The organism is Lysobacter sp. (assembly GCA_013141175.1).
Taxonomy (GTDB): domain Bacteria; phylum Pseudomonadota; class Gammaproteobacteria; order Xanthomonadales; family Xanthomonadaceae; genus Lysobacter_I.
Window position 1 is genome coordinate 3,017,452 of the sequence record JABFRN010000001.1, and the last position, 22,579, is coordinate 3,040,030.

Here is a 22,579-nt window from a genome sequence, read left to right on the forward strand (position 1 = left end):
CCGGCCGGACGATGGCGAGCCGGCGTCGTAACGCATGGATCCTCGGCGCCTGCCTCGCGGTGGGCGCCGTTGTTTTCGGCGTGTACCGGTGGTCCTCGTACGGAAGCGCGAACAGCGCGTCATCGCGCGACGTGGTCGAGCAGACCGCTTCTGCGGACGCTGCGGACGAACGAGCGTTTGCGTTGCGCATCCGCCTGCTGCCCGATGCTGGCGTGTCGGCATCTCCGGGCTCGGTGCGGATCGGTCTGGCCCATGTCTCGCCGGATGAATTGGCCGCCTATCAGGCCTGGTTGCGGGGCGGTGGCGAAGGCGCCGGGCCGCGCGATTTCGAGGATCTGGCTACGGTGACGCGCTGGTTGAACGTGCCCGCGACATTGAACGCCGAGGGTGTCGTCATCGCGACGCCGGTGCGGTTGCCGGCGGCGGATCGCTATGTGCTGCAGGCGCGCGCGGACGATGGGCTGCGCTTCTACGAGGCATCGTTCACCCGCGACAACGTGCCCGTGGAGATCGGCCCGCGCGTTGCGGCGGGCCTGCGCCTGCGGGCGCCCGCGCAGGCAGCAGGCGGTGCGCGCGTGCTGTTCCGTCGCGTCGATGGCGCGCAGGATGCCGCATGGCAAGCGTTGATACGCCGCGAAGCGCCCGAGGTGCTCGACGCCTACGACGAGCGCGCGCTGCCGGTGGGGGCAGACACCATCGTCGCGCCGCTGCCGCCGGGGCCGTTGGATCTGATCGCCGTGGTCGACGGCGTGGAAACCGGGCGTCGTAGAGTGGCGCTGTCGGCCGGACGCATCACGACGTTCGATCTCGATGCCGAAGTGTCGGAGCTGGCCGCTGCGCTGTCGACGACGGTGGCGCTGCGTCTCGTCGTAAAAGGCGGCGCTACGCCGGTGAAGGATGCGGCGGTCGTGTGGTCGTCGCCGCGCGGCGAGCGCAGCCTGCGTTCGGATGCTTCCGGCGCGTTGCGCATCGAAGGCGTCGATCCACTGCAGCCGCTGACGATCGAGATCCGCTTCGCACCGCCGAAGACGCCGTCGTTTCTCGTCGACGCCTTGCCGATCTGGCCCGAGCGGCTGCCGATGACGCTCGATCTGGCGGATGCGCCCGTGAACGCGGGAGTGATCGCCAAGACAATCGAACTCGAGCCATTGCGCTGGTTGATGGTCGAAACGCCGGGGATCGGGATTCCGCGCCGACCGCGCGTGGAAGAGCCTTTCCCGGTGTTCGTGCTGCAGCGGCGGGAAGGCGCGGTGTGGCGAGATTCGTCCGCCGACTATTTCCGGCCGGTGACGGATGGATTGGCGGTGTCGCTGGACCGGCCGGGCAACGTACGCGTCGTGGCGGTGCTGGCACCGTGGACCGTGCGCTACAGCGATGCGGTGGAGGTCGGCGATGGTTCCCCGGAGATCCGCTACCGCACCCGCGTTTCCGGCGTGGGCGGGCGCCGCGTGGGACTGCGCATCGCTGCGGACCATCGACCGCTGGCGTCTGCGCCCGTGCACCTGCTGTCGCCGCTGCGCGGTGTGCCGCCGAAGACATTGACGGCGGACCGGGCGGGGCAGTTGGTGCTCGATCACGTCACCGAGGCGGACGTGCTGGTGGAGGTGCCCGGCTTCGAGCAGGTCCGCGTGCGGTTGGATGCCGCTGAGGTGACCGTCAACCTGCGTCGCGAGGATGGATAAGATAGCGATACTGATGAGCAGGACCCGAACGGCCAACCCCGCCCCGATGGCTCGGACGTTCCCATTCCCGACAACCGCGCGCCCGTGCGGCCAGAACCCGAGGGACACTGTCATGACCCGACGCTCCGATCAAACGCCGATGCTGCCGGTCCTGCGAATCGCGGCAGCCATGGGCGTCGCCATTGTCTCGATCGTTGCGGTTCCGATGACGGTCGGTCTGAGCCTCGCGCAGGAGATGGCGCTGGAAACAGGCGACGGAGAACTTCGCGAAACCGAGATCGAACAGCGGCGCACACGGATCCAGCAGGAGATCGCGACACTGAGACGGCATCCGTGGGCCGGCGACTACTACGAAGGCGATGGTCTGGGCGCGAATATCAGCATCTCGTTGGCGCCGGATACCGGCATCGCTGCGACCTGGCACGGCTGCATGGGTTTGTACGGTGCGAATCGCGGCAAGGTGGTGGAGCGCGATGGCGCGCTGCTGTTCGAGTACGAACAGCCGAACAAACCGGGTTTTGGCGGCTTTCCCGATAGCCTGCGCCCGGTCCGTTGGGGTGAGCGGCGCTACATGATCCAGCAAGACAAAATGATGGGTTTCGTCAACGCGATCAATCACGGCTTGGAGCCGCGCGAACGGGTCCACGGCATGTTCCTGCTTGCGCAGGAAGACGAGAACAAAGCGGCCGAAGGCCTGCCCGATCTGCCGCCCGCGTATCTCGCCCTCATCAGGCGCACGCCGATGCGGGTGCGTGTGGTATCGATCGACGGCGTGGATAAACGGAAGAACGACCAAGACTGCAGTTACACGTACCGGATGACCCTCGACCGGGGTGCGGCGGACCGGTTTGCGCCGGGCGTCGAACTGAAGCAGGTTGCGCAGCCGCGTATGTGGGAGAGCGCCACGATCGAGACCGTCGCCAGGGAGACTTCGACCGCGAAGATGGCGGTCTGGTACGACGATTGCACGCATCCGAAGACGGTGCCGACGACAGGATGGGTCTTCACCACCGGCGCATACGATGGCAAGAGCGGCGTTGCCCGCTGACTGCGGGCTTGCGCAGTGCAGCGAGGGCAGCCGACAATCGCTGCGGACACCCAAGGATCATGCCCATGCGTCTGAACACGCTGCGTTTCGCGATGCTGTCGTTGGCGCTCACGGCTGCGAACCATCCTGTGAAGGCCGCAACTCCCGTGTTCGCGAGCGGATACACCGATCTCTCCAGGGATTGCCGCCCTGCATTCGCGGATGCCGAGCTTGAGGAAGGTCAGGACAACGCGCTGCGCTGCAAGGGCAGCGGCGAGTATGGCCTGTTCATTTATTTCTCCGCCATGGACGCGATGCTGACGGTCGAGAACGCGCGCGGGGACACCGTCTTCGATATGCCGCTGACCCTGGACGACTACGAACGCGGCAAAGTGGAGTGGCGCCTTGCCGATGGTCATGCGTTCGCGATCATCGTGCGCATGAAGCCGAAAGGCGCACCGGAAACGCTCGAGATCCGAGGCATCGACAGTCGTCGCACGATTCACCGCAGCGTTCCGGTCGCGGGGCGCAAGAACGCGAACGCACAGGCGCGCACCGAGGCGGACAAGGCCTACGTCGCGGGCGTACGCTGAGCGCGCGACGGACTGCGGCACCATGCACGACCACGATCTCGACAACCCGTTCTGGACCGCGTTGCGCAGCCGTCACGCGGCGATCGCCCGCGCCGCCGTCGGTGTCGCACGCTATCCGGCTGAATTCGCCCCGTTCCTTGGTGTGGCGGACGGCAATGCGCAAGTGGACGAAGCCCTCGCCGCGCTGGTCGCGCCCGGCGAAAGCGTCTATCTGCTTGGTATCGCGCCGCCGATACCGGATGGCTGGCGCTTGCAGGCGTTCCGCCCCCTGGCGCAGATGGTCTGCACCGCGCCGGTCGATGCGAACGACGGGCCCGAGATCGTCCTGTTGGGCGAAGCGCAGCGCGCGGATGTGCTGGCGCTGACTGCGCTGGTCTATCCGCATTATTTCCGCGAGCGCACGATGGACCTCGGGCGCTACTTCGGCATGTACGTCGACGGCCGGCTCGCGGCGATGGTCGGCGAACGGCTCGCGACCGACACCTGGCAGGAAGTCAGTGCGATCTGCACGCATCCCGATGTCCTCGGTCGCGGCTATGCCCATCGCCTGACTGCAATGCTCGGCAACGACATTCTGTCGGCCGGTCGCGTGCCGTATCTGCACGTCAGCCACGAGAACCCGCGCGCCATGTCGCTGTACCTGCGGATGGGCTATCGCTTGCGTCGCGATATTCCGTTCTGGTCGTTGACGCGCGCTTGAGCGGCGAGGCTTCACGCACGGGGCGGAACGGGCGGCTGGCCCGCTCTCGCCCCGGATGCCCTAGCCACCGACGAAATCGGCCGGGTCGAGTTCTTCCGCCAGCAGCAGCCGGATGTCGTCCGTCGACAGCAGCATCTTCAACTGCGCCGCGAGCGGCTTCAGCTGTTCGTGCTGCGTGCACAGCGCCCAGATCCTGTCGATCATCGTCTCGAAATCGACGGAAGGGTCGTACGCGATCGCACCGCTCCCGGCGACGATCTGCAGCAACTGACGCGCCATGTCGCGTGCCTGTTCCACCTTGAGCGCACGCGGTTGCAGCGCGTGCTGCAGCGAGAGCTGCAGTTCGTGCACCAGGCCGATCGCGATCGTCTGCTGACGCCGACGCAGCGTGCCGCGCTTGTCGTCGTCGAACACGGGCGCGAGGATCCGCGCCTTCAAGCCCGAGATTTCCGCAGCTTCGACCAGGCGGTGGGTGGAGAGCAGATCCTCGGCGCGACGGATCCAGTCCATGAGCGTCGTCATGACCTGCGGCGATTTGCGTTCGAACTGGCGCACGATGCCCGGCATTTCGAGCAGCGCGTCGGAGAGCTGCCGCGTGAGTTGGAATGTCGATCTGAGCATGGTCGCTTACTCCGGCAACAGCTTGCGTTCGATGCTGCCATCGCTCTTCTCGATGGTCTGCCATTCCATCCCGTCTTCGCTGACGGTCATCCGGATGCGGATCACGTCTTCCGGGCGCTGTTCGCGCAGGCGATGGGACTCGGCGATGACCGAAAGCTGGTCGAGCACGGGTTTGTCGACGACGCCGGTCACCAGGCCGATGCCGAGTTCGTAAGTGCGCTTGGTGATCTCGTCCTGGCGGTATCCATCCGGAAATTTGCCTTCATGCAGCTTGGCTTCGGTGCCGATCTCGAACAGATCGGCGACGATCCTGTCGGCGTAGATCATGGTCGGCTTCTGGATATCGCCCTCGGCCTTGATCTGTTCCACCAGCGCGGTGATGCGGCTGTCCAGTGCTGCCAGCAGCTTCTGAGCGGCGATCGGCGGAAGTTCGGTGTAGCCGACGAATCGCGACAGTTCGCGCGCGTTGACGCGCTTGAACTCGGCGTTGCCGATCGGATCGAGCTGATAGCCGACGCGTTCTGTCAGACCTTCGATCGCGACCGGAATGATCAGTTCGATATCGCTGATGCGCATACGCGGGACCGAGAAATGTTTGAGCAGGTCGTGTTTGGCGTATTGCTCGGCGACCTGCACGGTCTGTACGTCCGCCATCACGCGCGCATCGGTGATGCCGCTGAAGAGGCCGCCGAGGTATTCGTTGAGAGTTGCCATGGTCGTGTCCTGGGAAATGTATGAAGTGGGGCCGGCATGAAGCCGGCCCCGGTGTTGCATCAGGCGCTGACGATGCTGTCTTCCAACATGGTCAGGATGCGATCCAGACCGGCCGGAATTTCGTCGTTCACCGCGTGCACGCGCACGCCGAGGTTGTAGGTCTTCTCGACGCTGGTGCCGCTGCTGGCCGTCCGCTTGTACGACGCGGAAGCCTTGAAGTTGACGATCTTGTAGTTGATGCCGAGTTCGGCGCTTGCCGCGAATTCGCTGGAGACGTTGGAAGTCTCCGTCGAGGTCAGCTTGGCGTTGAAGTCGATCGTCAGCGTTTCGATCCGCAGTGCGGGGATCGTCAGCATGGTCAGGAAGGGCACCGAGATGTTCACTTCGGCGTCGATGAACGGCTCGTTGGTCGGGCCGGCCGGCAGACTCGAATCGAACGCCGGATTCGGGGCTTTCTTCTTGTAGTTGAAGTCGACATAGCGCAGGTCGGTGATGTTGCCGCTGGCATCTTTTTCGAAACCGACTTCCTTGATGAAATTGACCTGCGACATCGACGCGGCATGCTGCGCCTGCACCGCCGCCTGCAGCGGACCACCGATGTAGACGCTGAAGTCGAGACTGTTGAGTTCCTGGACGAGATTGGGCATGGGTATTGCTCCTTTGATTGATGGCCTACTCTGTTGCGGCTTTTCGGCTTCCGCCGCCTGCGTGCTGTACCGTCCGCCGCGACGACGCGCACCATCCGTGGCGTGCGTCGTCGAAGGCTGAGCGTCCTTGCGGAAGGCGACTCCCTGTCGCTTTCCCGGTGATCTACGAGAGGTCCGCCCGGCACGCAATCGGGCGGTCGCGGATACGGTGATGTCTTTGCGTGCTGTCCATTATCCGGAGCGTGGTCGCACAGGCTGCGACCTCGAAAAAGCTTGTAAATCAGGAAAAAATGTGAATTTCCAGCTTGCCTGGAAAGGATGCCTGCCAAGCCTGTTTCGAGCCACGCAGGGTGGGCTCAAGCCTGTGGTATCCCGATTTCCTTGCCCCAGGAAATCTAGCGCAACGATTGATCGGCAGTCACAGTTCTTTCACCCGTCGTTCCCTCGAACGCGGGAACCCGGTGCCTTTGCGCTGGGCAGAAGCTGGAAGTTTCTGGATCCCCGCGTTCGCGGGGACGACGACGCTTTTTGAAACGCACGGAAAAGCGGGGATACCTCAGGCTCAAGCCCGCCATGGATGCCCGCTATCGAAATACGCCAGCGACGCTGCGGCATGATCGCAGTCGATCGTCGAAGACGGATCGGTACTTCGATGCGGTGTTCGTACGCTGTTTCGGCGGGCTTGGGCCCGCCCTGCGACCGCTGGTGTGGTTTGCGGTCGTGAAGCTCCGCCTACAGGCGATTGATACGGAACTTGCGGCCTTTGATCTTGCCGCTGCGCAGACGCGACAGAGCGGTTTCGGCCTGTGCGCGCGCGATCGCGACATACGAACGCGTGGCGTAGACGTCGATCTTGCCGATGGCATCGACTTTGAGCCCCGCGTCTCCGGTGAGCGCGCCGACGATATCGCCGGGCCGCAGTTTGTCGGTGCGACCGGCATCGATGCGCAGGGTGACCATCGCGGCGGGCGGCACGTTCTGCGGCCTGCCGGTCAGCGGCTGCATGCGCTCCCAGCGCAGCGGTTTGCCCAGGCGCTCGCTGATCGCGGTCTTGCGCGGCAGCTCGTGCGGCATGCACAGGCTGAGCGCGAGACCGTCGCGTCCGGCGCGTCCGGTGCGGCCGATGCGATGCAGATACGTGTCGGCGTCGGTGGGCAGGTCGTAGTTCACGACCGCGCCGAGATCCTCCACATCGAGTCCGCGCGCGGCGACATCGCTGGCCACCAGCACGCTGCAGCTGCGATTGGCGAAACGCACCAGCACTTCGTCGCGGTCGCGCTGTTCCATGTCGCCATGCAGCGCCAGCGCCGAGAACCCGTAGTGCGACAGCGAGCCGACCACTTCTTCGGTGTCCTTGCGCATGTTGCAGAACACCACGCACGACACCGGCCGATAGTTCAACAGCAGGGCGGCGAGCAGCGGCGCTTTGCGATCCTGCTCCACTTCGAAGAACAGTTGCTCGATCGTGGCCGGTTCCGCGCCGCCATCGATGCTCACTTCGACGGCGTTGCGCAGCATGGCGTTGCCCAGCGCGCGGATGGCATCGGGAAACGTTGCCGAGAACAGCAGGCTCTGCCGCTCTTTCGGCGTGCGCTTGACGATGTCGCGGATCGCGTCCTCGAAACCCATGTCGAGCATGCGGTCGGCTTCGTCCAGCACCAGCGTGCGCAGCCCGCCCAGTTGCAGCGCCTTCTTCTGCATGAGTTCCTGGATGCGGCCGGGCGTGCCGACGACGACATGCGGCTCGTGGGTGAGCGAGGCCAGCTGTGGCCCCAGCGGAATGCCGCCGCAGAGGATCGAAATCTTGAGATTGGGAATGCCGGTGGCGAGTTTGCGCAATTGCTTGCCGACCTGATCGGCGAGTTCGCGGGTCGGGCACAGCACCAGCGCCTGCGTGCGGGTCGTGCCAGGATCGAGCCGGTGCAGCAGCCCGAGTCCGAACGCGGCGGTCTTGCCGCTGCCGGTGGGCGCCTGTGCGATCACGTCGCGGCCTTCGAGAATCGCCGGCAGTGCCTGCGCCTGGACCGGGGTCATCGCCGTGTAGCCGAGGGCATCGATGCCCTGCAGCAGGGTGGGGGACAGCGACAGCGCGGCGAAATCGGTGGGTTCGGTCATCCCGCCATGATCTCAGACCCACGCGCCAAAAGGCAGCGATCAGTTCTTTCGCGTCGGTTTCGGCTTCAGCCAGCGCAGCAGGCGATCGGCGACATCGGGGTGGCTGAGCAGGTCCAGATGATGCATGCCGTAGCCGATCCATTGCCGGTTCTTCGCGAATCCGGTGACGCGATCCGGGTCCGGATGATGTCCGAGCGCGCTGGCAACGGGCACCAGGCCATCGCCGATCCAACGGTCCTTGAGATCGCCACGACGACTCCCGGTGGTCGCCGCGATCGCATAGCAGCGTACGCCCTTGGGCAGCGATACCGCACGATGGCGGCTGCGCATCGACAGCGCGTTGCCGTGGCGCAGATCGGTGATGCCGGCGCTTCTGAGTTTGCCGACGCGCGCGAGCGGCGCTGCGAAAGGGGTCGCTGCGAGAACGAGATCGATCCAACGGCCGCCGCGTTCCAGCGGCGCGCCCTGGTGCGGCGAACCCATGCAAATGAGATTGCGCAGCGATCCGAGCCAGGCATGATCGTGCACGGCGGCATGATGGCAAGCGCTGCGCGCGAGCAGGCCGCCCATGCTGTGTCCGATGATCGTGATCTCGTCCACGGGCATCGGCCATTGCGCGCGCAGCGTTTCCAGCAGCTCCGCGAAGGCGTGGCCATTCTGTGCGATGGATCGTCCGGTGTTGTAGTGCAGGTACAGCGGCGTGTAACCGAGCGCTTCCGCGAGCATCGCGCCGTGGTCGTGATCATCGCGCGTCCACTGCAGATCGTTCATGCACAGGCCGTGCACCAGGACGAGCAGTTTGCGGCCGGCATCGGGAATCGCGTCGGACAACAGTTCGGTGCGCAGCGTCAGCGGTTGGCCCGCGTGATGCAGCCGCATCGGGATCGCGAGCGGGTTGGCGGTGACCGCGAGGTGATCGCCCACCACGCCATTGAGCGCCGCGACGATCGCTTCGCGCTGCGTCGAGGTGCGTTGGTAGGCGGTGCCTTGTCGACCGAGTACCGCGTCCAATCCGGCGCCGGTCAATCCGGTCACGCCACGAATGCCGCGATAGACCAGGCCGGCGATGCCGCGGGTGCGTTCCGGTGCCGCGTGGCGCAGGCCCAGGTCGGGGCGGGCGATCGCGGCGTGCATCGCTTCGACCAGATCGGCGACGCCGGTGGTCGCGTCCACACCGAGGCGTGCGACGCCATGGAGATCGGACAGACGCGGGGCGTATTTGTCGAGCATCGGATGCGTCGTTTGCGTTGCGTGGCAGCGTGCAGTATGCACGGATCGCGATGACCGCACGCCGATCATTTGGTTGCGACCGCGATGCATCGTCTCCAAACGCACAGAACCCGGGTCGAAGCCCGGGTTCTGTGGTGGTTCGCTTGCGGGCGAAGGCTCAGAAGGTGATGCTCCAGCTGTCGATACGACCGATGTCGCCAGCGGCGTTGTCGTTCACGCGCAGGTTCCATGTGCCGTTCAGCGCTTCGGTCGACAGATTCACGCTGAAGGTCTGGTTGATGTTGTCGGCGCTGCCGCCGGTGCGGTTGTGCAGCACGTACACGCTACCGTCCGGCGCGACCAGATCGACCTTCAGATCGCCCTTGTAGGTGTGGACGATATTGACCAGCACCGGCGTGCTGGCCAGCGCGTTGCCGGTGCGGCCGGAAACGACGATCGGGCTGTTGACGGTGGCGTTGTCGGCGATCGGGACATCGGTGCCGTTGGTGTAGGTCTGCGTGCCGCTGGTGGCGACGGTGACCGACTGCGTTTTCGTATTGGTCAGTCCGCCGTTGTCGGTGACGGTCAGGCTGACGCTGTAGGTACCTGCGGCGGAGTATGTCCTGCTTGGATTGGTCGCGGTGGAGAGCGTGCCGTCGCCGAAGTTCCAACTGCGCGAGGCGATGCTGCCATCGCTGTCGGTGGAGGTGTCGGTGAAGCTCGCGGTCAGGCCCGAGGAGCTGGCGCTGAAATTGGCCACCGGTGCGACGTTGCCGCCACCGCCGGTGGTGATGTTCAGCAGCACCGCATTCGGCGTGCCGAGCGCGCCGGAGGCGTCGGTGCCCTGCACGTAGACGATGTGGCGGCCGACGCCCAGGCCTGTGGTGGAGAGGCTTGCGGTGGCCGTTTCGCTGGTGGCGTTGAAGCTGCCGTCGCTGGCGGTCATCGCGATGCCCACGGCGCCGGCTTCCCACGGCGGAATATCGACGTAAAGCCTGGCCGATGCGATGGCCTGGGTGGCTTCGGTGCCGTTGGTCTGGTTGAACTGGCTGTCGTTGAGGGCCGCGGTGATCGTCACCGGCGTGCCGGCGTTCACCGTGGCGCTGGAGGTGGTCACGCTGACCGTGTTCGGGCCCGAGGGATAGCGGTAGGGCGCGGTGAGATTGCGCGCGGCGTATTTCAGCATCGCCAGATTCTTCGGCAGCGTCGACGAGGTGAATGTCGTGCACGACTCGAAGAACGACACGCCCAACTCGATGGTGTAGCTGGGCACGCCGAGCAGGCCGTACATGTTGTCGTCGGTGGCGCCGTCGGTGCCGTACAGCTCGGCCGACTGTTGCGGACGGTAGCTGTTGAACCACGCCATGCGCCGGCCGAAGGTGCGCAGCGCGGCGGTGTTCGGCGCTGCGGCGGAGGTATCGCCCCAAGGCCACAGCACCAGCTGCGAATAGCTGTGGATATCGAGGAACAGGCCCTGATAGTCGTCCGGCGCCGCGCTGCTGACGGCGTCGCCGCGACGGTCCGGGAAGATGCCGCCGGTATAGACCCCGCCCGCACCGGGCGTGCCGGCCACGAAGCGCACGAGGTTCTGCGTTTCCGGTTCCGACTGCGCCACCGGGCCGTGATAGGTCTCGGCGCAGGCGTTGGGACTGGAACCGCCGGAGACGGTGTTCCAGTGGAAGGGGAAATTCCGGTTGAGATCGGTGCCGACCGTGGTCGCGGTGCAGGTGCCGTTGGTGTTGTTGACGTTCTTGCGCCAGGAAAGGCCGGTTTCCGCTTTTTTGCGGCCGTCGGGATTGGCCTGCAGGATCAGGTAGAAGGTGTAGTTGTCCATCAGCCAGGTGGCTTCGGGATCGGTGCCGTAGCCGTTGACCAGCCATTCGGCGTAGCGGGTGACGAGTTCGGCAGGCGTGTATTCGCGCGCATGGATCGAACCGAACACCACCATCGGCGGTTTGTTCGGGCGCAGCGCATTGGTGGCCGAATTGGTCAGCCGCAGCACCTTCATGTCGTAGCCGCCGGTGTTGCGCGACTTCAACCAGCTGGGGCCGATGACCGACATGCTGGCCAGCGCCGGCTTGGCGGCGACGAGCTGGTCGATGGTGGTGTAGGTCTCCTCGACCGTGCGGTAGCAGGCGTAGCCGCTGATGCTGCGGGTACCGAACTGCTGTTGCGCCATCGCCGATTCGGCGCCGCGGATGCGATCGGTGGCAGCCTGGTCGACGAGCACCGACAGGCCCATGCCCTGGAGGTCGAGGATCTCCTGCGCCGTGGCTTCGGTGCGCACGGTCTTGGCGCTACGGTCGACGATCATGTGCTGGAAGCGCGAAGCCAACGCCTGCAATTGCGCGCGGTTGCGGTACTGGATGCTGACGAACGAGAGGCTGTCGTCGCCGGTCGCGGTGGGCGTCGGGATGGATCCGGTCGGCGGCGTGACGGGCGGCGCTGCGCTGGACTGGCCGGCGATGCAGACCAGAAGGGCTGCGGGCAACAACAAACGAAGGTTCATGGAGTCTCCATTTCGGGGGGATCCGGTCGCATCGTATCGACCGGGGGGCGCGGGCATCGAGGATGTCGCGGGATCGACGTGTTTGCCGTGAATCGCGCGGATTTGCAAATCGGCCCGATGCGGCATCGCCAGGCGACAGCGATCGATGGCGTCGATCGCGAAGCGGCCGGGTCGATCGATTGGACGGAATCCGGCGCATTCGGCAGGAAAGTGTCCCGATTCGGCGATCCCGTCCCGCAGCGCGAGGCTGACAACCCGCAGGCGGGCCACGATGCGGGTTTGCTGCTCTGCAGCAGCTGCTTGCGACAAATGAGAATCGAATCGACCCGCATCGCGCGGCGACGCTTGAGACGCCAGTCTCGTTTCCGATGCTGTCGCGGCGCATGGCTCGCGGCCATGGGGCACTGCCGGTATCGTATGCGGATGCCGCCGAAGAGGTGGGAGACGTACCACGCCCGCATCGTCCGATGCGGGACGACAGGGGGAAGCATGGCCACCGCAGAGTCCGTCGAGACTCCGCTGATCATCGCGCGCGAGTGCCGCCAACTGGTCCTGGGCCAAGGCGTGGCGGGCGCGTTGGCCACCATCGGTGTGGCGGCGCTGTTCCTGCTTGCGCTGCGCGATGTGCACCCCCGCGATGTCTTGCTTGGTTGGGCGGTGGCGGTGGCGGCGATTTCGGCCTTGCGCGTGCTGTTGGCGGTATGGGCGAAGCGATCCGCGCTCGACACCGGCCGCGCGCTGCCGAACACGCCGGAAGTGTGCATCGCGGTCGGCCTGCTGTCGGGTGGCGTCTGGGGCGCTGCGGCGACGCTGCTGTTTCCGCTGGGACACAGCGAACTGTATTTCGTGACCGCATTCCTGCTGATCGGAATGCCCGCAGGGGCGATCAGCAGTTTCGGCGCATGGTGGCCCGCTTACGCTGCGTACGTGCTGGCCAGCGTCGGGCCGTTCGCGATCTATTTCCTGGCGGGCGGGCAACGCGAATTCATGATCGCCGGGCTCGCCGCGTGCCTGTTCGGCGTGTTCCTGCTGCGCGAGGGTTTCGTGATCGGTCGGACGATCCAGCGCAATATCGCCCAACGCATCGCGCTACTGGCGATGACCCGATCGCTGGGCGATGCGCTGGATCGCGCCGATGCCGCCAATCGCGCCAAATCCACGTTTCTCGCCAATATGAGCCACGAACTGCGCACGCCGCTGAATGTGATCATCGGGATGAGCCAACTGCTCGCCGAAGCCCCCGAGGAACCGAAGCACCGGCATTTGCCGAACAGCATCCGTCGCGCCGGACAGGCATTGCTCGCGCTGATCAGCGATGTGCTGGATCTCTCGCAGATCGAAGCGGGCAAGATCACGCTGCAGATCGCACCCTTCGCGCCCCGGCAACTGGTCGAGGATGTCCTGGACATGTTCCAGCCGGAGGCGGCCTCGAAATCGCTGCGGCTCGATGCGACGTATGCGATTTCCGTGCCGGAACGATTCGTCGGCGATCAGGCGCGGTTGCGCCAGATCCTGGTGAATCTGGTCGGCAATGCGCTGAAGTTCACTGCGGTCGGCAGCGTGCGCATCGCGCTGGATGTCGAAGCCGATGCGGGAGCGGGGCGCGTGCTTTCGATCGAGGTCGCGGACACCGGCCCCGGCATCGATGAAAACGATCATCTGCGGATCTTCTCGGCGTTCCAGCAGGGCGACGATTCATCGACCCGCGCGTATCCGGGCACCGGGCTCGGTTTGAATATTTCCCGCGATCTCGTCGCATTGATGGGCGGACGGATCGAGCTGCGCAGCGCGCCGGGCGAGGGCAGCCGCTTCCGTGTCCGCGTCCCCGAATCGCCGGATGCGGCCTCGTCCACGGGACCGTTGCGCGACGATGTTGCGCAGCCGCTCATGGTCGCCGATATCCCGCCTGCGTCGATTTCCGGCCTGCGGATCCTGGTCGTGGAGGACAATCTCCTGAACGCATCGCTGATCAAATTGATGCTGGAGCGCGACGGTTGCCTGATCGAATGCGCAGGCAACGGCAACCATGCGCTGGAGATGATGCATGCCGGAGCCTGGCATGCGGTGTTGATGGATTGCCAGATGCCGGAGATGGACGGTTATGCGACCACCCGCCGCTGGCGTCATATCGAAGCCACCGAGCGGCGCGCGCGGCTGCCGATTCTCGCCCTGACCGCGCACGCGATGGCCGATGACCGCAAGAAGTGTCTCGATGCAGGCATGGACGATTACCTGACCAAACCCGTGAAGCTGGAATCCCTGCGCGAGGTCCTCTCGCGGTATGTTGTCGCCAGCGCCGTCGAGCCGGAGTCCGCCGCACCATGAGCCATTCAGTGCGTTCCAGTCTGCATCGCATCCTGCTGGCGCTGGTCCTGTTCGGGATCGCCGCTCCTGCGTCGGCGCAATCCTTGCGCGTGATGACGTTCAACGTCCGCCTGCCGGTGGCGGCGGATGGCGAGAACCGCTGGGAAGCGCGTCGCGAGCTGATGGCCGATACGATCCGCCGCTACCGTCCGGATCTCATCGGCACCCAGGAACTGCACAAGCCGCAGGGCGATTTCCTGATCGAACGCCTGGATGGATATGCGTGGTTCGGACGCGACCGGCGCGGTGGCACGAACGACGAGCACGTGGGTGTGTTCTATCGCACCAAGGTGTTGAAGGTCGTCGAATCCGGCGATTTCTGGCTGTCGGATACCCCCGAGGTGCCCGGCAGCATCACCTGGGGCAATCTCTACCCGCGCTTGACGACCTGGGCGCTGTTCGAGCACAGGTCGAGCCATCGGCGCTTCTACGTCTACAACACCCATCTGCCGTATCGCGATGAAGACGAAGCGGCCCGCATCCGCTGCGCCGAACTGATCCTGGCCCATCTGGCGCGACAGCCGCAGGACGTGCCGGCGGTCGTGATGGGCGACTTCAATACCTCGCCCGACAGCCGCGTCCATGCCCTGCTGTCGGCGCAATTGCACGATGCCCGGCTCCAAGCTCCCGAGCACCGGGGGCCTGCCGCCACGTTCCACGCCTTCACCGGCCGCGCCGAGCGCCGGATCGACTGGATCTTCGCGCGGGGGCTGCTTGCGCGGCGCGCGGTGACCGTGATCGATGCGCGCAACGGTCGTTATCCCTCCGACCATTTCCCTGTATTCGTGGACTATCGCTGGCCCCGGAAACGCGTTTTGGAGCGACAACCCTAGCGCCAGGGCGCACAATAGCCGACCACCTGTTGTCCGGAAGTGCTGCATGTCCACCGAAACCCCCGCCTTGCGTTTCGCCGATCTCGGTCTGGCCGAGGGCGTGATGGCCGCAGTGAAAGAGGTCGGGTACGAGACCCCGTCGCCGATCCAGGCCGCGACCATTCCGGCGCTGATGGCCGGTCGCGACGTGCTCGGACAGGCCCAGACCGGCACCGGCAAGACCGCCGCGTTCGCCCTGCCGCTGCTGTCGCGGCTGGACCTGAGCAAGACCAAACCGCAGGTGCTGGTGCTGGCGCCCACGCGCGAGCTCGCGATCCAGGTCGCCGAAGCCTTCCAGCGCTACGCCAACAAGCTTCCGGGCTTCCACGTGCTGCCGATCTACGGCGGCCAGAGCTATTACCCGCAGTTGCAGGCGCTGAAGCGCGGCGTGCATGTCGTCGTCGGCACGCCGGGCCGGGTCATCGATCATCTCGATCGCGGCACGCTCGATCTGTCCGAACTCAAGGCGCTGGTGCTGGACGAAGCCGACGAAATGCTGCGCATGGGCTTCATCGACGATGTCGAAACCGTGCTGAAGAAAGTGCCGGAAGCGCGCCAGGTCGCGCTGTTCTCGGCGACCATGCCCAGCCAGATCCGCCGTATCGCCCAGACCTACCTGCGCGACCCGGCGGAAGTCACCATCGCCGCCAAGACCACCACCGCGACGAATATCCGCCAGCGTTTCTGGTTCGTCAGCGGTCTGCACAAACTCGATGCGCTGACCCGCATCCTCGAAGCCGAACCCTACGATGCGATGCTGGTGTTCGCGCGCACCAAGCTGGGCACCGATGAGCTCGCCGAAAAGCTGCAGGCGCGCGGTCTCGCCGCCGCCGCGATCAACGGCGATGTGCAACAGGCGCAGCGCGAGAAGACCATCCAGAATCTCAAGGACGGCAAGATCGACATCCTCGTCGCCACCGATGTGGCGGCGCGCGGCCTCGACGTCGAACGCATCACGCATGTCCTGAATTACGACATCCCCTACGACACCGAGAGCTACGTCCACCGTATCGGCCGCACCGGCCGCGCCGGCCGCAGCGGCGAAGCGATCCTGTTCGTCAGCCCGCGCGAGAAGGGCATGCTGCGCGCGATCGAACGCGCCACCCGCCAGCCGATCGAGGAAATGCAGCTGCCGACGGTCGAGAGCGTCAATGACGCCCGCGTCACCCGGTTCCTTGCGCGCATCACCGAAACGCTTGCGCTGGACGAGAACAGCGGCGGCGATATCGGCCTGTATCGCGAACTGGTCGAACGCTACGAGCGCGAGCAGAACGTGCCGGCGATCGAAGTCGCCGCAGCGCTGGCCAAACTGCTGCAGGGCGATACGCCGCTGCTGCTCGCTCCGGACCGCAAACAGCCGCCGTTCGCGCAGCAGCGCGAATACGCAGAGCGCGCGCAGCGTGCCGACCGTGGCGGCGACCGCAGCGGCGACCGCAGCGGCGACCGGGGAGAGCGCCCGCAGCGCGAACCTCGCGATGCGCAGGGCTTTTCCGAGCGCGCGCCCCGCGAACGTCCCGCCAGGGAATTCGCGCCGAAGAAAGACTTCGCGCCGCGTTCCGCGCCGGAGCCGGGCATGGAGACATACCGCATCGAGGTCGGTCACATGCACGGCGTGAAGCCGGGCAATATCGTCGGCGCGATCGCCAACGAGGCCGAGCTCGACAGCAAATACATCGGCCGCATCGACATCCACGACGATCACTCGATCCTGGACTTGCCCGAAGGCATGCCGAAACCGCTGCTGATGCATCTGAAGAAAGTCCGCGTGTCCGGGCAACCGCTGCGCCTGCAGCGGCTGGATGAAGTGGGCAGCGCGGGGCAGGGCGCTGCGGGGCATGAAGGCGGCGATTACCCGCCCAGGCCGCGCAGCTTCAAGCCGCACGGAGACAAGCCGCATGGCGACAAACCGCGCGCGCCCAGGCCGCACTTCGCCAAGCCGCATGCCGGCAAGCCCGCGCCGAAAACGCATCGCAAAGGCCCGCCGACCAGCGACCGGCCGAAGCCGAAGACGTGAACGTGCGCTGCCGTACGTGACGCAATTCGCACCATACGCCTACGCACGCATTGCGATGTTGCCCCGGGGCCCACACAATGGGTCATCACTTGGGAGCCAACCGCGTGAACGACACTGCGACTGCAACAGCAACCGATTCCCTCAAACACCATGCGTCGCAACTGCGCCAGCGTTGCGCGCAGTTCGCTGAACCCATCGCCAGCCGGGCTGTCTGGCAGCTGATCAATACGCTCGTGCCATTCGCCGCGCTCTGGGGCCTGATGGCGTGGAGCGTGATCGACGAGTGGAACTATCTCTGGACACTGCTGTTGTCCTTGCCGACCGCAGGCCTGTATGTGCGGACGTTCATCATCCAGCACGACTGCGGGCATGGTTCCTTCTTCGCCAGTCAGCGCACCAACGACATGGTCGGCCGCTGTCTCGGCGTGATCACGCTGTTCCCGTACGGATACTGGAAGAAGACCCACGCCATCCACCACGGCACGTCCGGCAATCTCGATCGGCGCGAAGTCGGCGATATCGAAACCCTGACCGTCGCCGAATACCGTCAGCGTTCCTGGTTCGGTCGCTTCGCGTATCGTTTCTACCGCAGTACGCCCGTGCTGCTGGGCATCGGCCCGATGTACCAGTTCGTGATCAAGCATCGCTTCCCGTTCGACATGCCGTTCACATGGAAGCGCGAATGGATGAGCGTGCTGCTCAACAATCTCGCGCTCGCGATCGTCTTCGTCGCGATGTGGTGGACGGTCGGCTGGCACATCGCGCTGCTCGTGCATCTCCCGGTGGTGCTGATCGCCGGTGCTGCGGGCGTGTGGCTGTTCTATGTGCAGCACACCTTCGAGGGCGCCTACTGGGCGCGCGGCGAGAAATGGAATTCGCTCGATGCGGCGGTGTCCGGCAGCTCGTTCTACGATCTGCCGCGGGTCGTGCACTGGTTCACCGGCAACATCGCCTACCACCACATCCACCACCTCGCCAGCCGCATTCCCAACTATCGTCTGCGCGAAGCCTTCGAATCCAGCCCGGTCCTGCAAACGGCGCCACGGTTGACCTTCTGGTCCAGCCTGCGCTGCGCACGGCTGAAACTGTGGGACGAGGATCTGCAGCAGCTGGTGGGCTTTCCGCGACGCGCCCGCGCCTGAGCCTGAGCGCCCGTACAACCCGGGCGCCCAAAGCGGGGTGCTGGGTGCAGCGCCGACGGTTTTGACCGGGTTCTCTTGCCATTGCATCGTGGCTGGTGTTCGATAGCCGCAGGTCAAGGGGAATGCGGAGTCAGGGCATGGGGAATCACGGATCGATGCGCGGCGCCATCGTCGTGTTGACGGTGTGGGCGGCGGGTCTTTCGGCGCATGCCGCGCCGCCAGCGCCGACGCTGGAAGACATCCTCAAGCCGAGCCAGCACGACATCGTGAAGATTTCGCCGAACGGCAAATACGTCGCGGCGACCGTGCGCAAACCCGAGAACAACCAGAACCGGATGCTGCTCGCGATCATCGACCGCGAGACCAACAAGCCGGTGCGGGTGCTGGATCCCGAGGAAAAGGCCGAAATCAGCCGTGTCTGGTGGGTCAACGACCAGCGGCTGTACGTGATGTCCACGTGGGGCGGCGACAATGTCCAGCAGTATTACCTCGATCCGCGGATCGTCGCGATCAACGTCGACGGCAGCCGGATCCGGTCGTTCTACGCGACGATCGTCGATACGCTGGTCGACGATGACGAACACCTGCTGATCGAACGTTGCGCGAAGGACACCCACAAGGGTTGCCTCACCTATGTGCAGAAAGTCGACGAAGACCACTGGAAGGGCCCGCGCATCGCCGATGCGCCCGCAGTCGACACTTCGTTCTTCACCGACAACGCGGGGCATGTGCTGTTCGCGTCGGCGTGGAGCGACGACCGCATCCAGAAGGTGTGGATCCGCAAGGGCGAGGGCTGGGAGGTCTTCAACGACGAAGCGCTGAGCGGCGTCGAGATCGGGCTCATCGGCACCTCGCGCGACGACCGTCAGGTATTCATTCTCACCGAACGCAAGACCGGCCCCGACGTGATCGAGCGCTTGACCTTCGCCACCGGCGAACGCACCGAGGTCATGAGCGACCCTGTTCTGGATCCGGCATTCGTGGTGTGGTCGGCCGATGGCCGTCAGCCGATTGGCGCAGCCTATGGGCTCGGAGTGCCGCGCGCGCGTTTCTGGGACGCTGCGGACCCCGATGCCAAACTGCTGCGCGGCATGGAAAAGGCGTTTCCCGAAGATGCGGTGGCGTTCGCCAATGGTTCGCGCGACGGGCAACACATCGTCGTCAATGTCTGGAGCGATCGCGACCCCGGTAGTTTCTATCTGCTCGACCGCGCGACCAGACGCATGGATCTGGTCGCGCGGGTCAAGCCGTGGCTCAGTCCGGATACGCTGGCGCACAGCGAACCGATCGCCTTCACCACCCGCGATGGAATCGAACTGCATGGATATCTGACGATGCCCAACACGACGACGACCCCGCCTCCGCTGGTGGTGATGCCGCATGGCGGCCCCTTCGATGTGAAGGACGAATGGAGCTACGACGAGGAGTCGCAGATTCTCGCCGCCAACGGTTACGCGGTATTGCGCGTCAATTACCGCGGCTCCGATGGGCTGGGTCAGGCGTTCGAGCGCTCCGGCTACCGGCAATGGGGCCTGAAGATCATGGACGACATTGTCGACGGCACACGCTGGGCGATGGCCGGCGGACGCATCGACTCGAAGCGGGTCTGCATCTGGGGCACCAGTTTCGGGGGCTACGCGGCGCTGATGGGCATCGTGCGCGAGCCCGAGCTGTACCGTTGCGCGATCTCCACCGCTGGCCCGACCAATCTCATCATCACCCGCAAGTGGGGAGACACCCATCAGAGCGAATGGGGCCGCAACTATCTGGACGAAGCCGTCGGCGACAACGAAGTGGCGCTGTACGAACAGTCGCCGGTGAAGCATGTGGCGAAGATCAAGGTGCCCGTGCTGTTGATACATGGCAATCACGATCCACGGGTGTCGTTCGAGCACGCCCGGGCGATGGTCGCGGCGATGGAGAAGGCGGGCAAGCCGATGGAGACTTTCTTTTTCGACGACGAGACGCATGGTATCTATGGCGATGAGAACCGTCGCGAGTACTACGGTCGGGTGCTGAAATTCCTGCGCACGAACATCGGGGCGCAATGATGCCGTCCACTTCACCTTGGCCGAGGAGCGCGCGATGATCATCCCCGAATACTGGGCCGAGGCCCGCCTGCAGCATCGCGAGCGCAAGCGCCAGATCACGGTGCGCCGGTTCGGCTGGTCGGATGTCGGCGAAGCCGAAGCGCAGGCGCACGCGGACGTTCGCGTGCGCGAGGCGTTGGAACGCGTACTGGCGGGCGAGAAATTGCCGCGCCGCGAGCGTCGGGTCGCCTACAACGGCGCGGATGGCATGCCGATCCGCGAAGAGATCGTCGACCGTGCCGGCGATACCGTCATCACCCGCAACGGTTACGGTGCGCTGTGCCTGAACACGCCGAACGTGCTGTTCGCCGATATCGATTTCGCAGTTCACGCCCGTCCGCGCCAGGTGCTGGCATCGATGATCTTCGTGTTCGCGACGATCGTCGTCGTGATGATCGCAGGCCTGCATTTTTCAGCAGCCCCGTCGCTGATCGTCGGGTTCTTCGCATCGCTGTTGCTTGGCGTGCCGCTGCCCGGCGCGTTGCGCAAGTCGTTCGCGGCATTGCAGGGCGGCCACGAGCAGGTCGCGATCCGGCGCGTGCGCCGTTTCCTGGCGGCGCATCCGAGCTGGAGCATGCGCGTCTATCGCACGCCTGCGGGATTGCGTCTGCTGGCCATGCACCGGCTGTTCGATCCGCGCGAAGTCGAGGTCAAGGCGTGCTTCGACGCGCTCGGCGTCGATCCCATGTATGCACGGATGTGCTTCAACCAGAACTGTTTCCGCGCGCGGATCAGCCCGAAGCCGTGGCGCATGGGTCTGCAGCGGATGCGGCCACCGTACTCGGCGGCCTGGCGGCCCGAACACGCCGGCTTGCCGGCACGCCGCCAGTGGATCGAGACCTATGAGCGCGAAGCGCAGGCGTACGCCGCGTGTCGTTTTGTCGAGATGCTCGGGAGCGGGGCGTCCGATCCGCATGCCGATGCCGTGCGGGAGTTGCACGACGCGTTCTGCCGGGCGGACCAGGATCTGAAGATCGCCTGAGACCATGACCGTTCGTCGGGAAGGCGATGGCCGGCATTGCACTGTTTCTATATTTCCATGATTATGGAAATATAGATGGTGACCCCGCCATTCGCGCACCGCCAGCCGTCCGTAACCTGGAGACCACCGATGAAACGCTTCCATGTGCATGTGTCCGTTCGCGATATCGAAGAAAGCGTGCGCTTCTATTCGAGCCTGTTCGCCGCCGTGCCGAGCGTGCATGAGCGCGACTACGCGAAATGGATGCTCGACGACCCTCGGGTGAACTTTGCGATCTCCACCCGCAGCGGTACGCCCGGCATCGATCATCTCGGCATCCAGGCCGAAAACGCCGACGAGCTGGTCGAACTCGGTGCGCGTCTCGATGCCGCCGGCCAGGCGGTGGTGCCTGAAGCGGGGGCCGAATGCTGCCACGCCCGGTCGGACAAATTCTGGAGTGAGGATCCGCAGGGCACACGTTGGGAGGCGTTCCACACCGTCGGACGCATCGCCAGCTACCACGGTGCGAAGCAAGGTTGCGATCTGAGTTCGGCGCGCGCTGCGGATCTGAAAGCCATGAGCGGGGCATCGTTGACCGATACCGATGCGACCATCGCAAGAGAGCCCTGCTGCGACGACACCACGCCGCAGGGTGTGTGCTGCGCCCCGAAGCCGGATCGCCCGGCCGACGCTCCATGCTGCGGCCCTGTGAAACAGGCAGCGAAGAAAATCGGGTGCGCGGTAGCCGGTTGCGGTGATGCGCGCAACTCGGGGGCGCATCCATGAGCCATCGCGTCTACAACATCCTGGTCCTGTGCACCGGCAATTCCGCGCGCAGCGTGATGGCCGAAGCCCTGCTGAATGTCCTGGGCAAAGGCCGTTTCCGCGCGTACAGCGCGGGCAGCAAACCGAGTGGGCACGTGCAGCCGATGGCGGTGGAGCTGGCGGCGAATCTCGGCTACGACATCGCGCAACTGCGCAGCAAATCCTGGGGCGAGTTCGCCGCGCCAGGAGCGCCGGAGATGGATCTCGTCATCACGGTCTGCGACAACGCTGCAGGCGAAGCTTGTCCGGTGTGGTTCGGCACGCCGATGACCGCACATTGGGGCGTAGACGATCCGGCTGCCGTCGAAGGCGATGACGACATGCGACGACACGCGTACATGAAAGCGTTCGCTGAATTGCGCCGGCGTACGGACCTGCTGGTCGCGCTGCCGATCGAGAAACTCGACCGCCTTGTCGCCGAACAGAAGATCCGCGATATCGGGAAGATTGGCGAATGAAATCCGGGATCAAAGCCGAAATTCCGGAACGTGCGC

17 protein-coding genes and 1 pseudogene are annotated in these 22,579 nt (G+C 65.2%); 12 read left to right on the forward strand and 6 right to left on the reverse strand.

All coding sequences use genetic code 11. The annotated features are described in order from the left end of the window. The first annotated feature begins 11 nt into the window (after nucleotides 1–11). The 4 genes from HOP03_13255 to HOP03_13270 all read left to right on the forward strand — a co-directional run bounded on the left by HOP03_13255 (nucleotide 12) and on the right by HOP03_13270 (nucleotide 4,002). Nucleotides 12–1,682 carry a hypothetical protein gene (locus tag HOP03_13255; protein NOT89137.1) on the forward strand — a complete coding sequence of 557 codons (1,671 nt, stop codon included), beginning with the start codon at nucleotides 12–14 and terminating at the stop codon, nucleotides 1,680–1,682. 112 nt (nucleotides 1,683–1,794) lie between these two features. Continuing rightward, nucleotides 1,795–2,730, forward strand: a complete 936-nt coding sequence (locus HOP03_13260) for a hypothetical protein (protein ID NOT89138.1) — start codon at nucleotides 1,795–1,797, stop codon at nucleotides 2,728–2,730. Between the two features lie 65 nt (nucleotides 2,731–2,795). Then, on the forward strand, nucleotides 2,796–3,302 hold the full coding sequence (locus HOP03_13265; GenBank protein NOT89139.1) for a hypothetical protein: 507 nt from the start codon (nucleotides 2,796–2,798) through the stop codon (nucleotides 3,300–3,302). A gap of 22 nt (nucleotides 3,303–3,324) precedes the next feature. Further along, nucleotides 3,325–4,002, forward strand: coding sequence for a GNAT family N-acetyltransferase (locus HOP03_13270; protein ID NOT89140.1), 678 nt, complete (start codon nucleotides 3,325–3,327; stop codon nucleotides 4,000–4,002). A 60-nt stretch (nucleotides 4,003–4,062) separates the two neighbouring features. On the opposite strand, the gene HOP03_13275 is transcribed toward HOP03_13270, so the two are convergent. From HOP03_13275 to HOP03_13300, 6 genes and pseudogenes are all read right to left on the reverse strand, one after another. Beyond that, nucleotides 4,063–4,623, reverse strand: coding sequence for a hypothetical protein (locus HOP03_13275; GenBank protein NOT89141.1), 561 nt, complete (start codon nucleotides 4,621–4,623; stop codon nucleotides 4,063–4,065). Nucleotides 4,624–4,629: 6 nt separating this feature from the next. Further along, on the reverse strand, nucleotides 4,630–5,337 hold the full coding sequence (locus HOP03_13280; GenBank protein NOT89142.1) for a hypothetical protein: 708 nt from the start codon (nucleotides 5,335–5,337) through the stop codon (nucleotides 4,630–4,632). 59 nt (nucleotides 5,338–5,396) lie between these two features. Further along, nucleotides 5,397–5,984: a DUF2589 domain-containing protein gene (locus HOP03_13285; GenBank protein NOT89143.1), complete on the reverse strand. Its 588-nt coding sequence runs from the start codon at nucleotides 5,982–5,984 to the stop codon at nucleotides 5,397–5,399. A gap of 732 nt (nucleotides 5,985–6,716) precedes the next feature. Beyond that, nucleotides 6,717–8,099, reverse strand: coding sequence for an ATP-dependent RNA helicase DbpA (gene dbpA, locus HOP03_13290; GenBank protein NOT89144.1), 1,383 nt, complete (start codon nucleotides 8,097–8,099; stop codon nucleotides 6,717–6,719). Nucleotides 8,100–8,138: 39 nt separating this feature from the next. Beyond that, the gene (locus HOP03_13295; protein ID NOT89145.1) at nucleotides 8,139–9,329 is read right to left on the reverse strand and encodes an alpha/beta hydrolase; all 1,191 of its coding nucleotides are present in this window, start codon (nucleotides 9,327–9,329) and stop codon (nucleotides 8,139–8,141) included. Nucleotides 9,330–9,840: 511 nt separating this feature from the next. Further along, nucleotides 9,841–11,817 (reverse strand): annotated as a pseudogene (locus HOP03_13300) (PKD domain-containing protein). A 489-nt stretch (nucleotides 11,818–12,306) separates the two neighbouring features. On the opposite strand from HOP03_13300, the gene HOP03_13305 reads away from it, so the two are divergent. From HOP03_13305 to HOP03_13340, 8 genes are all read left to right on the forward strand, one after another. Then, nucleotides 12,307–14,142: a response regulator gene (locus tag HOP03_13305; protein ID NOT89146.1), complete on the forward strand. Its 1,836-nt coding sequence runs from the start codon at nucleotides 12,307–12,309 to the stop codon at nucleotides 14,140–14,142. Then, on the forward strand, nucleotides 14,139–15,014 hold the full coding sequence (locus tag HOP03_13310; protein ID NOT89147.1) for an endonuclease/exonuclease/phosphatase family protein: 876 nt from the start codon (nucleotides 14,139–14,141) through the stop codon (nucleotides 15,012–15,014). Before HOP03_13305 ends, HOP03_13310 begins: the two co-directional genes overlap by 4 nt. 46 nt (nucleotides 15,015–15,060) lie before the next feature. Continuing rightward, nucleotides 15,061–17,067 (forward strand): DEAD/DEAH box helicase, encoded by a 2,007-nt coding sequence (locus tag HOP03_13315; GenBank protein ID NOT89148.1) that lies wholly within the window; start codon nucleotides 15,061–15,063, stop codon nucleotides 17,065–17,067. A gap of 77 nt (nucleotides 17,068–17,144) precedes the next feature. Beyond that, nucleotides 17,145–18,209: a fatty acid desaturase gene (locus tag HOP03_13320; protein NOT89149.1), complete on the forward strand. Its 1,065-nt coding sequence runs from the start codon at nucleotides 17,145–17,147 to the stop codon at nucleotides 18,207–18,209. Nucleotides 18,210–18,346: 137 nt separating this feature from the next. Continuing rightward, on the forward strand, nucleotides 18,347–20,260 hold the full coding sequence (locus HOP03_13325; protein ID NOT89150.1) for a S9 family peptidase: 1,914 nt from the start codon (nucleotides 18,347–18,349) through the stop codon (nucleotides 20,258–20,260). A 34-nt stretch (nucleotides 20,261–20,294) separates the two neighbouring features. Beyond that, on the forward strand, nucleotides 20,295–21,281 hold the full coding sequence (locus HOP03_13330; GenBank protein ID NOT89151.1) for a hypothetical protein: 987 nt from the start codon (nucleotides 20,295–20,297) through the stop codon (nucleotides 21,279–21,281). A gap of 129 nt (nucleotides 21,282–21,410) precedes the next feature. Beyond that, complete coding sequence (locus HOP03_13335) at nucleotides 21,411–22,046, forward strand: glyoxalase/bleomycin resistance/dioxygenase family protein (GenBank protein NOT89152.1); 636 nt, start codon at nucleotides 21,411–21,413, stop codon at nucleotides 22,044–22,046. After that, nucleotides 22,043–22,543 (forward strand): arsenate reductase ArsC, encoded by a 501-nt coding sequence (locus HOP03_13340; GenBank protein ID NOT89153.1) that lies wholly within the window; start codon nucleotides 22,043–22,045, stop codon nucleotides 22,541–22,543. Before HOP03_13335 ends, HOP03_13340 begins: the two co-directional genes overlap by 4 nt. The last annotated feature ends 36 nt before the right edge of the window (nucleotides 22,544–22,579 follow it).

What these genes read in the sequence shown, in the direction of transcription:
- HOP03_13265 (NOT89139.1), top strand. Translation starts at nt 2,796, where the DNA reads ATGCGTCTGAACACGCTGCGTTTCGCGATGCTGTCGTTGGCGCTCACG.
- HOP03_13320 (NOT89149.1), top strand. Translation starts at nt 17,145, where the DNA reads ATGGGTCATCACTTGGGAGCCAACCGCGTGAACGACACTGCGACTGCA.
- HOP03_13255 (NOT89137.1), top strand. Translation starts at nt 12, where the DNA reads ATGGCGAGCCGGCGTCGTAACGCATGGATCCTCGGCGCCTGCCTCGCG.
- HOP03_13260 (NOT89138.1), top strand. Translation starts at nt 1,795, where the DNA reads ATGACCCGACGCTCCGATCAAACGCCGATGCTGCCGGTCCTGCGAATC.
- HOP03_13325 (NOT89150.1), top strand. Translation starts at nt 18,347, where the DNA reads ATGGGGAATCACGGATCGATGCGCGGCGCCATCGTCGTGTTGACGGTG.
- HOP03_13315 (NOT89148.1), top strand. Translation starts at nt 15,061, where the DNA reads ATGTCCACCGAAACCCCCGCCTTGCGTTTCGCCGATCTCGGTCTGGCC.
- HOP03_13295 (NOT89145.1), bottom strand. Translation starts at nt 9,329, where the DNA reads ATGCTCGACAAATACGCCCCGCGTCTGTCCGATCTCCATGGCGTCGCA.
- HOP03_13280 (NOT89142.1), bottom strand. Translation starts at nt 5,337, where the DNA reads ATGGCAACTCTCAACGAATACCTCGGCGGCCTCTTCAGCGGCATCACC.
- HOP03_13275 (NOT89141.1), bottom strand. Translation starts at nt 4,623, where the DNA reads ATGCTCAGATCGACATTCCAACTCACGCGGCAGCTCTCCGACGCGCTG.
- HOP03_13310 (NOT89147.1), top strand. Translation starts at nt 14,139, where the DNA reads ATGAGCCATTCAGTGCGTTCCAGTCTGCATCGCATCCTGCTGGCGCTG.
- HOP03_13335 (NOT89152.1), top strand. Translation starts at nt 21,411, where the DNA reads ATGAAACGCTTCCATGTGCATGTGTCCGTTCGCGATATCGAAGAAAGC.
- HOP03_13285 (NOT89143.1), bottom strand. Translation starts at nt 5,984, where the DNA reads ATGCCCAATCTCGTCCAGGAACTCAACAGTCTCGACTTCAGCGTCTAC.
- HOP03_13330 (NOT89151.1), top strand. Translation starts at nt 20,295, where the DNA reads ATGATCATCCCCGAATACTGGGCCGAGGCCCGCCTGCAGCATCGCGAG.
- HOP03_13270 (NOT89140.1), top strand. Translation starts at nt 3,325, where the DNA reads ATGCACGACCACGATCTCGACAACCCGTTCTGGACCGCGTTGCGCAGC.
- dbpA (NOT89144.1), bottom strand. Translation starts at nt 8,099, where the DNA reads ATGACCGAACCCACCGATTTCGCCGCGCTGTCGCTGTCCCCCACCCTG.
- HOP03_13305 (NOT89146.1), top strand. Translation starts at nt 12,307, where the DNA reads ATGGCCACCGCAGAGTCCGTCGAGACTCCGCTGATCATCGCGCGCGAG.
- HOP03_13340 (NOT89153.1), top strand. Translation starts at nt 22,043, where the DNA reads ATGAGCCATCGCGTCTACAACATCCTGGTCCTGTGCACCGGCAATTCC.